Genomic DNA, 12,610 nt, shown 5'->3' with positions numbered 1-12,610 from the left:
GGTCATTTATGGAAAAGTCAAAGTTTCGCAAACTCGGAATGCTCGCGGTGTTGGCGGTTGCCATTGGCCTTGTCGTGTACACGGTGCAAGCACCCGCCGATGCCCCGCAATACCTCACCGCCACGGCTGAACGCGGTGATATTGAAAACGCGGTGTTAGCCACCGGCCTGCTTGAAGGTGTCAAGCAAGTTGACGTCGGCGCCCAGGTGTCCGGGCAGTTGAAGTCGCTCAAGGTCAAGGTCGGCGACAAGGTGAAAAAGGGCCAGTGGCTCGCCGAAATCGACCCGCTGATCCTGCAGAACACCCTGCGCAAAGCCCAGGTGGATGAGGAAAACCTGCAGGCCCAGCGCCGGGCGACGGCGGCGCAGCTCAAGCAGGCCAAGTCCGTCTATGAACGCTACAAAGGTTTGCAGGTTGACGAGTCGGTTTCGCGTCAGGATTTCGAGGATGCCGAGTCAACCTTTCAGGTGCAGCAGGCCAACTTGTTGTCCTTGGACGCGCAGATCAAAAGCGCGCATATCCAGATCGACACCGCCAAGGTCAACCTGGCCTATACGCGCATTGTCGCGCCCATCGACGGCGATGTGGTCGGCATTGTCACCCAGGAAGGCCAGACCGTGATCGCCAGCCAGTTGGCGCCGGTACTGCTCAAGCTGGCGGACCTGGACACCATGACCGTCAAGGCCCAGGTGTCTGAGGCGGATGTGATTCATATCAGCCCCGGCCAGCAGGTGTATTTCACCATCCTCGGCGAGGCCGACAAGCGTTACTACGCCAAGCTGCGCGGCACGGAGCCAGCGCCGCAGAACTTCCTTGAAACCCAGACCGCCGGCACGCCGAAGCAGAACACCGCGGTGTTCTACAACGCGTTGTTCGACGTGCCCAACCCCGACCACCGCCTGCGCATCGCCATGACCGCCCAAGTGCGTATTGTGCTCGACACCGCCCAGGCCGCGTTGATGGTGCCGGTGGCGGCACTTGGCGCGCGCAATGCCGATGGCAGCTATTCGCTGCGCGTGCTCGACGCCAAGGGCAAAGCCATGTCGCGCACTGTGAAGACCGGGATCAACAACAACGTCAAAGTGCAGATTCTGGACGGCCTGGCCGAAGGCGATAAAGTCGTGATCGGCGACGCCACGCCTGCTGTGGCGGGGAGTTGAGCCATGACCCAACCCCTGTTGGAACTCAAGGGCATCACCCGCAGTTTCATGGCTGGCGAACGCGAATTCATTGCGCTCAAAGGCATCGACCTGACGATTCATGCCGGGGAAATGGTCGCGATTATCGGCGCTTCCGGCTCGGGTAAGTCGACCCTGATGAACATCCTCGGCGGCCTGGATTACGCCACTGCCGGCAGCTACAAGATCAATGGCATCGAAACCCGTTCGCTGGGCGATGAACAGTTGGCGGAACTGCGCCGCGATTACTTCGGGTTTATCTTCCAGCGCTACCATTTGCTCGCGCACCTGAGTGCCTTGCACAACGTCGAAATGCCGGCGATCTATGCGGGCACGCCGGAGACTCAACGCCACAGCCGCGCGCGCGAGTTGCTCACGCGCCTGGGTCTGGCGGGGCACACGACTCATCGGCCGAGCCAGCTTTCCGGTGGCCAGCAGCAGCGTGTGAGTATTGCCCGTGCGTTGATGAACGGCGGTGAAGTGATCCTCGCCGACGAACCCACCGGTGCCCTCGACACCCTCAGCGGCAAGGAGGTGATGCGCATCCTCGCCGAGCTGCACGCGGCCGGGCACACGGTGATTATCGTCACCCACGACCCCAAGGTGGCGGCGAATGCCCAGCGCATTGTCGAGGTGTGCGACGGCGAGATTGTCAGCGACAAGGCCAACGACAGCGTCGGCCTGGAGCTGCCCGGCGAGGCCCCGATCGAAACCCGACGCAGCGGCGCACGCCGGCTGGTGGCGAGCCTGGGGTTGTTCAAGGAAGCCTTCAACATGGCCTGGGTCGCGCTGATTTCCCATCGCATGCGCACCTTGCTGACCATGCTCGGGATTGTCATCGGCATCACCTCGGTGGTGTCGATCTCGGCCATCGGTGAGGGCGCCAAGCGCTATGTGCTCAAGGACATCCAGGCGATCGGCAGCAACACCATCGATATCTTTTCCGGCACCAGCTTTGGTGACAGCCGCGCGTCAGCCATCGAGACGTTGATGCCCTCGGATGTGGAGGCGTTGAACCAACTGTATTACGTCGACAGCGCCACCCCGGTGGTGGGTCGTAACCTGCTGCTGCGTTTTGGCAATATCGACCTGGATGCGCAGGTCAATGGCGTCAGCGACCGCTACTTCAAGGTCAAAGGGTTGAAGCTGGAGGCCGGGATCGCCTTCAGTGAAAGCGACGCGCGACGCCAGGCCCAGGTGGTGGTGATCGACCACAACACCCGGCACCGCCTGTTCGGCCCGAATGTCGACCCGTTGGGCCAGGTGATCCTGGTGGGCAACCTGCCGTGCACGGTGATTGGCGTGACGGCCGACAACAAAAACATGTTCGCCGCCAGCAAGGCGCTGAACGTGTGGGTGCCTTACGAAACCGCGGCGGGGCGGCTTCTGGGCCAGCGTCATCTGGACAGCATCACCGTGCGGATCAAGGATGGCCAGCCGAGCAAGGTGGTGGAAGACAACGTCAATAAACTCATGCTGCAACGCCATGGCACCAAGGACTTCTTTACCAACAACCTCGACAGCATCATGCAGACGGTGCAGAAAACCAGCCGCTCCCTGGCACTGCTGTTGTCGCTGATCGCGGTGATCTCGTTGCTGGTGGGCGGTATCGGCGTGATGAACATCATGCTGGTGTCGGTGACCGAGCGCACCCGCGAAATTGGTATTCGCATGGCGGTGGGCGCACGGCAATCGGATATTCGCCAGCAGTTTCTGGTGGAGGCGGTGATGGTGTGTCTGATCGGCGGGATGATCGGGATCTCGCTGTCGTTCGCGATCGGTTATCTGTTTTCGTTGTTTGTGAAGGAGTGGGAGATGGTGTTCTCCCTGGGCTCGATCATCACCGCGTTTGCCTGCTCGACGATGATCGGCATTGTGTTTGGTTTTGTGCCGGCCAGGAATGCGGCGCGGCTGGACCCGATTGAGGCGTTGGCCAGGGACTGATTTGTCCCTGGCAACACACATGAACTGTGGGAGCAGGCAAGCCAGCTCCCACAGGGTTTGTGGTGATTTACAGGGGGGTGGTTGGACCTTCGTCCGTCGCATACATCCACCGCAACAACGAATGCCGCCCGCTGATCCCCAGCTTGATCGCCGCGCGCTTGAGGTAACTTTCGATGGTGTTGACCTTCAGCGCCAGTTGCTCCGCCAGCTCCGGCGCAGTGCGCCCGGCCAGCAGGCCGACGCACACTTCAAGCTCACGCTTGGACAGGGTCAGCCCCGATTGCACCAGGCGTTCTTCGATGCGGCGGCGCAGGGTTTCGAGGCCTTGGCTTTCCGGCACCAGCGGTTCGCTGTTCGGGTGGCACGGCTGGATCGCGGTGATGTGTTTTTCCACCATGGGCAGCAACAGCGTGGAGAAGTCCTGCAGCATGCTGCGTTCCTGCGCTGAGAAACTCTCGGAGTGGTGCGCGCGGTACACCGACAGCACGTAGCGCATGTCGTCCTTGCGGCGCGTGAGGTGCAGTTGCGCGGCGGGTTGCTCTTCACCTAAAGCCACCACCGAATCGGTGTAGACCGGGCTGATCAGGCGCCGGGTTTGGCCTTCGGCGCTCACCCGTAATTGGGTGATATGGGTGGCGTCCACTGCCAGTTGGGTGAGGATCAGATCATGCAGCATACGTGGGAAGTGGCGACTGCCGGTGCTGGCGATGACCTTGCCTATATGTGGGAACAGGTGTGAGTTCATCAATTCGTCCATGAGTTTCGAGTGTAGGTATCCAGCCTTATAGCGACGGGGGTTAAGAAGGTAGCGTGTATGAATAACCTACAGTGATAGTGCTCCCGCCGAGACGTATGCTAGTACAGCATCGCGAGATGAGGGGGATCCAATCTGGAAAAAATCAGATTAAAAACGCATAAGGATGGTCGGACCTGTCCGACCATCCTGCGTGGGAAAGCATTACCTGGCGCGTAGGCCTTATTTTACGGCGTGCTCTTCTATCCTCGCCTGACGTGGCGCGGCGCGGGCGCATTTGGCCAGCGCCTGCTGCACATCCGCGAGCAGGTCGGCGATGTCCTCAAGCCCGACCGATAAACGCACCAGGCCTTCGCTGATACCGTGCTGCGCGCGCTCCTCTGGGGTGTAAGTGGAGTGAGTCATGCTGGCGGGGTGCTGGGCCAGTGATTCGGCATCGCCGAGGCTGACCGCGCGGGTGAAGAGCTTCAGGGCATTCATGAAGCGCCGTCCCGTTTCAATCCCGCCCTTGAGCTCAAAGGCGATCATGCCGCCGGACTGCCTCATCTGCCGCGCCGCCAGTTCGTATTGTGGGAAAGAACGCAGGCCAGGGTAGGTCACCCATTGCACCATCGGGTGCGCCTGCAAGGCTTCGGCCACTGCCTGGGCATTGCTGCAATGGCGATCCATGCGCAGGGCCAGGGTCTTGAGGCCGCGCATCAGCAAGGATGCATCCTGGGGCGACATCACCGCACCGGTGAGGTCCTTGAGCCCTTGCAGACGGATGCGTTGCGCCAAGGCGTGGTTGCTTACGGCAATACCCGCGGTGATATCGCCATGGCCGCTGAGGTACTTGGTGGCCGAATGCACCACCACGTCAGCCCCCAGCTCCAGCGGCCGTTGCAGGTACGGCGTGCAATAGGTGTTGTCGACCACCACGGTGATGTTGGGTTGCGCGTGGGCGAGCTGGGCCACGGCGGCGATGTCCACCAGGCGCAGGTTGGGGTTGGCCGGCGTCTCGCAGTAGATCATGCGCGTGGCGGGCGACAGTGCCGCGCGCAAGGCGGCGAGGTCGGTGAGGTCGACATGGCGCACCTTGATGCCGAATTCGCCAATGCCGTGGTGCAGCAGGGCGAAGGTGCAGCCGTAGAGAGTCTGGCTGACGATTACTTCGTCGCCTGGGCGCAACAGGGTCCAGAACGTCGCCGCAATGGCGCCCATGCCGGAGCTGAAGGCCACGGCCGCCTCGCCGTTTTCCAGGGTGGCCATGCGTGATTCGAGCAGGGCCAGGGTCGGGTTGGAAATACGTGTGTAGAAGTGCCCGCTGGCTTCACCGGCAAAGCAGGCGGCGCCGTATTCGGCGGTGGGGAAGGCGAAAGTGGCGGACAAATAGATCGGCGGCACGAGGGCGCCGTGGTGGTCTTTGGGGTCATAGCCGTGGTGGATGGCGCGGGTGGAAAAGCCGAATGTATTGTGTTTATTGTTCATGTCGGGCGCTCCTTATTTCCTACAATGCTATGCTCATAACTCAAGAAGAAATTTGCAAAGTTTGCTGCCAAATCCCACGCCAAGGGACGAAACATCCATAAAAATAATGAATAGAGGCAAGATATGCCCGTCAATCTGGATCGCACTGACAAGGCTCTTTTAAACGCGTTGCAAGGCAATGCCCGACTGACCGTGGCCGAGCTGGCTGATCGAGTTTCGTTGACGACGTCGCCGTGCTGGCGGCGAGTACGCAGCCTGGAAGAGAGCGGGGTGATCAGCGGCTACCAGGCGATCTTGTCACCCAAGGCGTTGGGGTATGGGGTGACGGCCTTTGTCAGCATCATGATGGAAAGCCATACCCAGGAGATTGCACGGGCGTTTGAGCAGCGGCTGTTGGAGATTCCCGAGATTGTGGCGTGCCATAACGTGTCGGGGCGCTATGACTTTTTGCTGGAGGTAGTGGCCAGGGACCTGGAGTCGTTTGGCGAGTTCGCCCGGGAGGTGTTGCAGACGTTGCCGTGCGTCAAGGAGATTTATTCGAGTTTTTCGTATAAGTCGGTGCGGCGGTTGCGGGTGATTCCGTTGCCGGGCTGACCCTCGCGCTGTCTGCTTTCTGCGCTGGCGGTCGCTCATACGTCATCCAACGTATTCCCCGTTTTACCTGGCTCCACGAGACTGGATTGAACGCATCCCGTCATCCGTCCAGGAGCCAGTCCATGACCGAACGCTGATTAAAGTCGACCTCAACCAGCCCGTCACCGAGAACGAGCAGGTCCATAACCGCTGGCACCCGGATATGCCCATGGCGTGCTGGGTGAAGCCAGGTGATGACTTCGTCCTGGAAACCTACGACTGTACCGCCGGCGCGATCAAGAACAACGACTACGCCAGTGATGTGCGTGACGTCGACCTCTCCACCGTGCATTACCTGGCGCCGAGTCGGGTAATTTGCTGGTAGTGGACTTGCTCGACATCGGCGCCAAGGCGGATTCGCAGTGGGGCTTCAACGGCTTCTTTTCGCGGCAGAACGGCGGCGGTTTTCTCACCGATCATTTCCCCGGCGCACAAAAAGCGATCTGGGATTTAAAGGGCATGTTCACCCGCTCGCGGCACATTCCGGGGGTTAACTTTGCCGGCCCGATCCACCCCGGCCTGATCGGCTGCCTGTCCGACCCGGTGATGCTCGCCGACTGGAACCGCCGCGAGCACGAACTGATCGACACCAACCCCACCCGCGCACGCACGGTGCCGCCGCGTGAGCATGGCGGTAATTGCGATATCAAGGGTTTGTCGCGTGGCTCGAAGATTTTCTTCCCGGTCTACGTCAACGGTGCCGGGCTGTCGGTGGGCGACCTGGCCATCGCCCCGGACCTGTAGCCATGCCGACCTACGAATACGCCTGTGCCACCTGCGGCACCTGATGGTCTCGGCCCCGGCACTGCAAACGCTGTCGGCCAACCAGCGCAAGGCCATCGCCGGTAACGAGCGCAGCGCCCATGCGCCGCAAACGGTCGGCGAATACCAGCAAAGCCGCAAACATCCGGCGGGTTGCAACTGCTGCGGCACCCGCAAGAAAGTCGCGCCGAGCAAGGCTAACCCTTTGGGCCTCAAGACCAGGACCGGGCCTCGGCCGTGGATGATCAGTCACTAGACCAGGAGCATTGTCATGCGTCATGGCGACATTTCCAGCGGCCCGGACACCATCGGTGTCGCGGTGGTGAACTACAAGATGCCGCGCCTGCTCGCCCAGGCGCTGTAGGGCATGCAGGTCGCGATGCGTGGCGAGCATTTGGACGTTTCACGACAATAGCTTTGCATGCTGGGAAATTACCGCTAATATGATCCGGGTAAAACAAATAACATCCGGGTAATAAATCATGCCTACGCAACACACGCCGCTGTGCACTGCCTTCGTCCGTCACCAGCGTGTGGCGGCCGGTTCCTATTCGGCTGTGGCCGCTGCCCTGGCGGGCCAGGACCTGACAGCGGGCGCCTTTCTGGTCTTTGACGACGCCACTGGCACCCAGGTCGATTACCCGTGGCCAAGCGGTTATGCCCCTGAGCAACCCGCAGACGCGGCAATCGAGGAAGAACTGCCTGCTGCCCCTTCGGTGGGGCGCCCCAAGCTGGGCGTGGTCGCGCGGGAAGTCACGCTGCTGCCGCGTCACTGGGAATGGCTGGGCCAACAACGCGGCGGTGCCTCGGCGGCCTTGCGCCGTTTGGTCGATGAAGCGCGTAATGCCAGCGCCGCGCGTGATCAGGCGCGCCAAGCCAAGGAAGCCAGCTATCGTTTCATGAGCGCCATCGGTGGCGACTTGCCCGGTTTTGAAGAAGCCTCGCGCGCGCTGTTCGCTGAGGATGCGGCGGCGTTTGCGACCAGGATCGCGCACTGGCCCATCGACGTGCAGGCTTACCTGGCCTGGCTGTCGCGCAATGCTTTCCCCGTCTAACAATAATTCCGGGACTCGAACCACCATGCAAGTCACCCAGCAACGGCCGTTGTGGCAGGTCTACCTGATCTTTCTGGCACCGATGGTGCTGTCCAACTTCCTGCAAAGCTTTTCCGGCACCCTCAACGGCATTTATGTCGGGCAAATGCTTGGCACCCAGGCGCTGGCGGCGGTGTCGGGGATGTTTCCCATCGTGTTCTTCTTTATCGCCTTGGTGATCGGCTTGGGCGCCGGTGCTTCGGTGCTGATCGGCCAGGCCTGGGGCGCCGGGGAAACCGGGTTGGTCAAGGTGATTACGGGCGCGACCCTGACCTTGGGCGCGCTGGTGGGGTTGATCGCGGCCGTGCTCGGCAGCCTGTTCGCGCGCCCGGCCTTGCAGGCGTTGGGTACGCCGATTGATGTCCTAGACGATGCCGTTGGCTATGCCCAGATGATGATGCTGATCATGCCGCTGCTGCTGGTCTTCATTCTCTATACCCAGCTGCTGCGCGGCGTCAGCGACACGATTTCGCCGTTGCTGGCGCTGATGGTCTCGACCCTGGTTGGCCTGCTGCTGACCCCCGCACTGATTCGCGGCTGGATCGGCTTGCCGCCCATGGGCATCCAGAGCGCGGTGTATGCCGGGCTGGTGGGCAACGCTGCGGCGATGCTGTTCCTGATCCTGCGCCTGCGCCACAAGAACCATGTGATGGCGCCCGACCGTGAGCTGCTCACCGCTTTGCGCCTGGACCGCGTGATCCTCGGCAAAGTCCTGCGCATCGGCCTGCCGACCGGCTTGCAGATGGTGGTGCTGTCGCTGTCGGAATTGGTCATCCTCGCGCTGGTCAACAGCCACGGTTCCCAGGCCACGGCGGCCTATGGCGCGGTGACGCAGATCGTCAATTACGTGCAATTCCCAGCGCTGTCGATTGCGATCACCGCCTCGATCCTTGGTGCGCAGGCAATTGGTGCCGGGCGCCTGGAGCGTATCGGGCCGATCCTGCGTACCGGCTTGCTGATCAACACCTGCCTGACGGGCGGCCTGATTGTGCTTGGCTACGTGCTGTCGCACTGGTTGCTGGGCCTGTTCATTACCGACGATGCGGCGCGAACCAATGCCGAACACCTGCTGCACATCATGTTGTGGAGCATTTTGGTGTTCGGCTTCCAGGCCGTGGTCGGCGGGATCATGCGCGCCAGCGGCGTGGTGCTGATGCCGGTCGCCATCTCGATTTTCTGCGTGCTGTGTGTCGAGTTGCCGATGGCATATGTGCTCAATGCGCACTTCGGCCTGGAAGGCGTGTGGATGGCATTCCCGGTGACCTACCTGGCGATGCTGGCGCTGCAGACTGCTTATTACCGGTTGGTGTGGCGGCATAAGCAGATCACGCGGTTGGTGTGATTATTTGAAGTGGGTATCGGCCAGCGGCATGATGCTTGCGACATGCCAGCCGTCCTTGCCTTTCAATAACGTCTGGCTGATCAGGAAGGTATCCACCTGAGCGGCCTCGCCTGGATGGCCTCGGGTAAAGGCGACCGGCACCATCAGTTGGGCCACGTCGTCGTTCAGCATCACCACACTGAAGTGGCTCATGTCGGGTTGCAGCTGCCAAGTGCCCTTGTAGTACTCCTTGAGTTTGTTGACGACGGCATCCGGGCCCCAGTTGGCTTCGCCCCGGGCAAACCAGAGCATCTTAGGTGAATCCCAGAGCATGGCCCTTATCCGGGTGAGGTCATGAGCGTTTTGCGCTGCGACAAATTGCGTGAAGAACGCCCGGGTTTCGTCCTCTTGCGGGGTCGCGAAAGCAGGGGGCAGAGCAAGTAACGAGAAGAGGGCGCCAACGGCGAGTGCACTACGTTTCATAAGGGTTCCTCAGGGGATGGTCGCTGAGGTCAAGCTTAGGCCATCTCAAACACCGGCAAAGGCCATTTAACCCTCGTTTCTGGACATTGAGCTCGCATCGTCGTGGTTTTGCGCCTTGCGTCGTATCACCCGTGGCGGCTCGCCGAATTGCACCACCACAGCGCAGCGAAGCTCATGACGCCGAAGCCGGGAAAGGTGATGAAACCGATGCGCTGCATGATGGGCTCCGGGAAAAGGGCTGGCGGGCTGTCTCGAGTGTTTAGGTTTTGCCTGGAAGGGCTGCCGGTGGCTGCTTCAGCCCCCGCAGGAACAGTTCCAGCCCTTGCAGGCTTTCTTCCAGTCGCTGATTCGGGTCTTCATCGGCAGCGATCCACAAGGCGGCACTGACCAGGCTGCCATTGATCAGACGCGCCAACGCCTGGCTGGCAGCCGGTTCGATGATACGCTCACGCATCAGGTGTTCCAGCACGGCGGCCAGGGAATCCACACAGTGTTGCTGATGGCTTGATTCAGTGGCGCCTAGAACCGCAGGTGCATCTTGTAAAACAATGCGCTGAATTTCCGCGTCCTGTGCCATGCGCAGGTAGGCACGGCAGCGTTCGCGGAATCCGTCCCAGAGGTCGGTTGCCTCATCGGTGATGCGTTGCAAGTGCGCATCCATCTCGCTGTCGAGTTGGGCCACCACTGCCGCCAACAGGCCTTTCTTGTCACCAAAGTGGTGGTACAACGCGCCCCGTGTCAAACCAACGCGGGCGGTAAAGTCGTCCATCGACGTGTGGGCATACCCCTGCGCAGCGAAGGCCTCGCGAGCGCTGGCGATCAGGCGAGCGCGGGTTTCTTCGATCTGTTCAGCACGGGCTCGGCTCATGGGTAAGGCTCACGATGGGGTTTTGAATGATTGACATACGCTACGTATGTTACGCATGATTTGCCACATACGCACCGTATGTATTTTGCCTTGATGATTGCAGATAGCAAGTTTCAAGGCGTTGAGGAAGAGGTTGAGCAGGATGGCAAACCCCTACGCCGAGTTGTTCCAGGCCCCAGGCAGCCGGGCTTTTGTATTGGCCGGTATGCTGGCGCGCATGCCGATATCAATGACCGGTATCGGCTTGATCACCATGCTCTCGCAGGTGCATGGCGGTTATGGTCTGGCGGGTTCGGTGGCGGCGGTATTTGCCTTGGCCACGGCCTTTTGCGCGCCGCAGGTTTCGCGTTTAGTGGACCGTTACAGTCAGGGCAGGATGCTGCCGCTGGCGGCGCTGATCGGCGGCGGGGCGTTGTTGCTGTTGCTGTTATGCACCCGGTTGCAGGCGCCCAGCTGGACGTTATTTGTGTGTGCGGCCCTGGCCGGTTGCATGCCCAATATGTCGGCGATGGTGCGGGCGCGGTGGACTGAACTGTATCGGGGGCAACCCAAATTGCAGACCGCGTTTGCCCTGGAGTCGGTGCTTGATGAGGTGTGTTTCATTATCGGCCCGCCGATCTCGGTCGGCCTGAGTGTAGTGCTGTTCCCGGAAGCCGGGCCATTGGTAGCGGCGCTGCTGCTGGCGGTGGGCGTGACCACCTTCGTGCTGCAACGCGCGACTGAGCCGCCGGTGCATGAACACCACGGCCAGCACGGCCGCATGCTGATCGCCTCACCCTCAGTACTGATCCTGATGACCCTGCTGCTGGCCATGGGCGTCATCGTCGGCGTGGTCGATGTGGTCAGTGTCGCCTTTGCCCAACAGCAGGGCCAACCGGCGGCGGCGAGCATCGTGCTCTCGGTGTATGCCATCGGTTCGTGCCTGGCGGGGTTGGCCTTTGGCACGCTCAAGCTCAAGGCGCCGTTGCCCCGACAGTTTCTGCTCTGCGGTGTGGCGACGGCGTTGACCACTTTGCCGTTGCTGCTGGTAACCCACATTCCCGGATTGGCCGTGGCGGTGTTTATTTCCGGGCTGTTCTTTGCCCCCACGCTGATCGTGTCCATGGCGTTGGTGGAGCAAATCGTCCCACCCAGCCGCCTGACCGAAGGCATGACCTGGTTGATCACCGGCCTGAGCATCGGTGTGGCCATTGGTGCCGCCAGCTCGGGTTGGATGATCGACCATTTTGGCGCCACCAGCGGGTTTTGGGTGGCGCTGGTGGCGGGTGCGGTGGTGCTGTGCTCAGCGCTGCTGGGCTACCGAAGGTTGGGCTGATCAGCCGATCGCCGGGAAAGGTTCTGCGCAATGATGTTGCAAAAACTCATTCAGCGCCTGGCGTGTCAGGTCATTGAGCGTCACTTTTTTACGGGTCGCTGCCAGGGCTGCAGCCAGATGCAGGTCATGGCCGACCCGCACGTTGAATGAACCCTTGCACGGTTTTTCCGGTGTTTGCCCGAGGGTGTGGCACGTAGCGAGATAGTCTTCCACGGCCTCCCGAAACGCCACGTCCAGCTCCGCGACGGTTTTGCCTTCATAGCTGACCAGCGCCTTGATAAACAGCACTTTGCCGAACAGGCAGTTGTCTTCGAGGCTGGCTTCGATAGAGCCGATGTAGCCATTGTGTTTCAGTTGATTGTTCACTGAATCAGTTCTCCTGATTTCAATTGTTCGATGATCTGGCGCCGAATGTAGTGTTTCAGTTCGTTGCCGGGGTGAGGCCTGTGCAAGGTGATCATTGCACTGGGGTCGCCGATGTCGAATTTGACCCGGCTTCCGGCCCCTTCAATCTGTGTGTAGCCAAGACGCTGCAGCAGCGTTACGAGCTCTGGCCAGGTAAAGGCCATGTTCTGGTTGAGCAGTTTGGCGAGCAGCTTTTCATTTTTGGACACGGCGTTCCCTGCGTGTAACTAAATGTAGTTGCAAAAAGTGGTGTTCGTCAATGCTAGCCTCGCTTAGCGGTTTCTTCCTGAGATTGATGTAACCCTTGATGACAGCTCGCTCCACACCTTTCATCCCCCGCTAATTTTTCCCTTCCCGGTTCGTTTTATAGGGACGACGTGCCTTTG

General features: G+C 60.7%; 12 protein-coding genes and 3 pseudogenes. 9 read left to right on the top strand and 6 right to left on the bottom strand.

Translation table 11 applies throughout. From position 1 onward, the window contains the following. The first annotated feature begins 8 nt into the window (after window positions 1-8). Both macA and L8I05_RS08780 read left to right on the top strand, forming a co-directional pair. On the top strand, window positions 9-1,160 hold the full coding sequence (gene macA / locus L8I05_RS08785) for a macrolide transporter subunit MacA (RefSeq protein WP_242168313.1): 1,152 nt from the start codon (window positions 9-11) through the stop codon (window positions 1,158-1,160). A gap of 3 nt (window positions 1,161-1,163) precedes the next feature. Further along, on the top strand, window positions 1,164-3,122 hold the full coding sequence (locus L8I05_RS08780) for a MacB family efflux pump subunit (RefSeq protein WP_242168310.1): 1,959 nt from the start codon (window positions 1,164-1,166) through the stop codon (window positions 3,120-3,122). Window positions 3,123-3,189: 67 nt separating this feature from the next. Here L8I05_RS08780 and L8I05_RS08775 read toward each other — a convergent pair whose 3' ends face one another. Together L8I05_RS08775 and L8I05_RS08770 are read right to left on the bottom strand one after the other, a co-directional pair. Beyond that, window positions 3,190-3,867: a helix-turn-helix transcriptional regulator gene (locus tag L8I05_RS08775; protein ID WP_242168309.1), complete on the bottom strand. Its 678-nt coding sequence runs from the start codon at window positions 3,865-3,867 to the stop codon at window positions 3,190-3,192. 231 nt (window positions 3,868-4,098) lie between these two features. Continuing rightward, on the bottom strand, window positions 4,099-5,343 hold the full coding sequence (locus tag L8I05_RS08770; RefSeq protein ID WP_159955860.1) for a methionine gamma-lyase: 1,245 nt from the start codon (window positions 5,341-5,343) through the stop codon (window positions 4,099-4,101). 123 nt (window positions 5,344-5,466) lie between these two features. On the opposite strand from L8I05_RS08770, the gene L8I05_RS08765 reads away from it, so the two are divergent. The 6 genes and pseudogenes from L8I05_RS08765 to L8I05_RS08740 all read left to right on the top strand — a co-directional run bounded on the left by L8I05_RS08765 (window position 5,467) and on the right by L8I05_RS08740 (window position 9,174). Then, window positions 5,467-5,937: an Lrp/AsnC family transcriptional regulator gene (locus L8I05_RS08765; protein ID WP_177015723.1), complete on the top strand. Its 471-nt coding sequence runs from the start codon at window positions 5,467-5,469 to the stop codon at window positions 5,935-5,937. A 94-nt stretch (window positions 5,938-6,031) separates the two neighbouring features. Next, window positions 6,032-6,699 (top strand): annotated as a pseudogene (locus L8I05_RS08760) (acetamidase/formamidase family protein); the annotation flags it as partial. A 23-nt stretch (window positions 6,700-6,722) separates the two neighbouring features. Continuing rightward, window positions 6,723-6,994 (top strand): annotated as a pseudogene (locus tag L8I05_RS08755) (zinc ribbon domain-containing protein). Window positions 6,995-7,009: 15 nt separating this feature from the next. After that, window positions 7,010-7,084: pseudogene (locus tag L8I05_RS08750) on the top strand (hypothetical protein); the annotation flags it as partial. 136 nt (window positions 7,085-7,220) lie between these two features. Next, the gene (locus L8I05_RS08745) at window positions 7,221-7,793 is read left to right on the top strand and encodes a DUF2239 family protein (protein ID WP_242168306.1); all 573 of its coding nucleotides are present in this window, start codon (window positions 7,221-7,223) and stop codon (window positions 7,791-7,793) included. A gap of 25 nt (window positions 7,794-7,818) precedes the next feature. Then, window positions 7,819-9,174 carry an MATE family efflux transporter gene (locus L8I05_RS08740; protein WP_242168304.1) on the top strand — a complete coding sequence of 452 codons (1,356 nt, stop codon included), beginning with the start codon at window positions 7,819-7,821 and terminating at the stop codon, window positions 9,172-9,174. On the opposite strand, the gene L8I05_RS08735 is transcribed toward L8I05_RS08740, so the two are convergent. Continuing rightward, window positions 9,175-9,636, bottom strand: a complete 462-nt coding sequence (locus L8I05_RS08735; RefSeq protein WP_242168302.1) for a DUF3225 domain-containing protein — start codon at window positions 9,634-9,636, stop codon at window positions 9,175-9,177. It abuts the gene before it with no gap. 259 nt (window positions 9,637-9,895) lie between these two features. Beyond that, window positions 9,896-10,504, bottom strand: a complete 609-nt coding sequence (locus L8I05_RS08730) for a TetR/AcrR family transcriptional regulator (RefSeq protein ID WP_242168300.1) — start codon at window positions 10,502-10,504, stop codon at window positions 9,896-9,898. A 142-nt stretch (window positions 10,505-10,646) separates the two neighbouring features. Between L8I05_RS08730 and L8I05_RS08725 the strand changes: the two genes are divergently transcribed. Beyond that, window positions 10,647-11,819 (top strand): MFS transporter, encoded by a 1,173-nt coding sequence (locus L8I05_RS08725; protein ID WP_242168298.1) that lies wholly within the window; start codon window positions 10,647-10,649, stop codon window positions 11,817-11,819. Here L8I05_RS08725 and L8I05_RS08720 read toward each other — a convergent pair whose 3' ends face one another. Further along, window positions 11,820-12,185, bottom strand: a complete 366-nt coding sequence (locus tag L8I05_RS08720) for a type II toxin-antitoxin system HicB family antitoxin (protein ID WP_177015713.1) — start codon at window positions 12,183-12,185, stop codon at window positions 11,820-11,822. Further along, on the bottom strand, window positions 12,182-12,433 hold the full coding sequence (locus L8I05_RS08715) for a type II toxin-antitoxin system HicA family toxin (RefSeq protein ID WP_242168296.1): 252 nt from the start codon (window positions 12,431-12,433) through the stop codon (window positions 12,182-12,184). The genes L8I05_RS08720 and L8I05_RS08715 overlap by 4 nt, the downstream gene beginning before the upstream one ends. Window positions 12,434-12,610: the final 177 nt, after the last annotated feature.

It is taken from the genome of Pseudomonas sp. MONT-RG-20F-20-E-7-02, from assembly GCF_022662395.1.
Taxonomy (GTDB): Bacteria; Pseudomonadota; Gammaproteobacteria; order Pseudomonadales; family Pseudomonadaceae; genus Aquipseudomonas.
Note: the sequence above shows the minus strand (reverse complement) of the source record. Positions and strands in the feature narration are given on the sequence as shown.

What these genes read in the sequence shown, in the direction of transcription:
- macA (WP_242168313.1), top strand. Translation starts at nt 9, where the DNA reads ATGGAAAAGTCAAAGTTTCGCAAACTCGGAATGCTCGCGGTGTTGGCG.
- L8I05_RS08780 (WP_242168310.1), top strand. Translation starts at nt 1,164, where the DNA reads ATGACCCAACCCCTGTTGGAACTCAAGGGCATCACCCGCAGTTTCATG.
- L8I05_RS08775 (WP_242168309.1), bottom strand. Translation starts at nt 3,867, where the DNA reads ATGAACTCACACCTGTTCCCACATATAGGCAAGGTCATCGCCAGCACC.
- L8I05_RS08770 (WP_159955860.1), bottom strand. Translation starts at nt 5,343, where the DNA reads ATGAACAATAAACACAATACATTCGGCTTTTCCACCCGCGCCATCCAC.
- L8I05_RS08765 (WP_177015723.1), top strand. Translation starts at nt 5,467, where the DNA reads ATGCCCGTCAATCTGGATCGCACTGACAAGGCTCTTTTAAACGCGTTG.
- L8I05_RS08745 (WP_242168306.1), top strand. Translation starts at nt 7,221, where the DNA reads ATGCCTACGCAACACACGCCGCTGTGCACTGCCTTCGTCCGTCACCAG.
- L8I05_RS08740 (WP_242168304.1), top strand. Translation starts at nt 7,819, where the DNA reads ATGCAAGTCACCCAGCAACGGCCGTTGTGGCAGGTCTACCTGATCTTT.
- L8I05_RS08735 (WP_242168302.1), bottom strand. Translation starts at nt 9,636, where the DNA reads ATGAAACGTAGTGCACTCGCCGTTGGCGCCCTCTTCTCGTTACTTGCT.
- L8I05_RS08730 (WP_242168300.1), bottom strand. Translation starts at nt 10,504, where the DNA reads ATGAGCCGAGCCCGTGCTGAACAGATCGAAGAAACCCGCGCTCGCCTG.
- L8I05_RS08725 (WP_242168298.1), top strand. Translation starts at nt 10,647, where the DNA reads ATGGCAAACCCCTACGCCGAGTTGTTCCAGGCCCCAGGCAGCCGGGCT.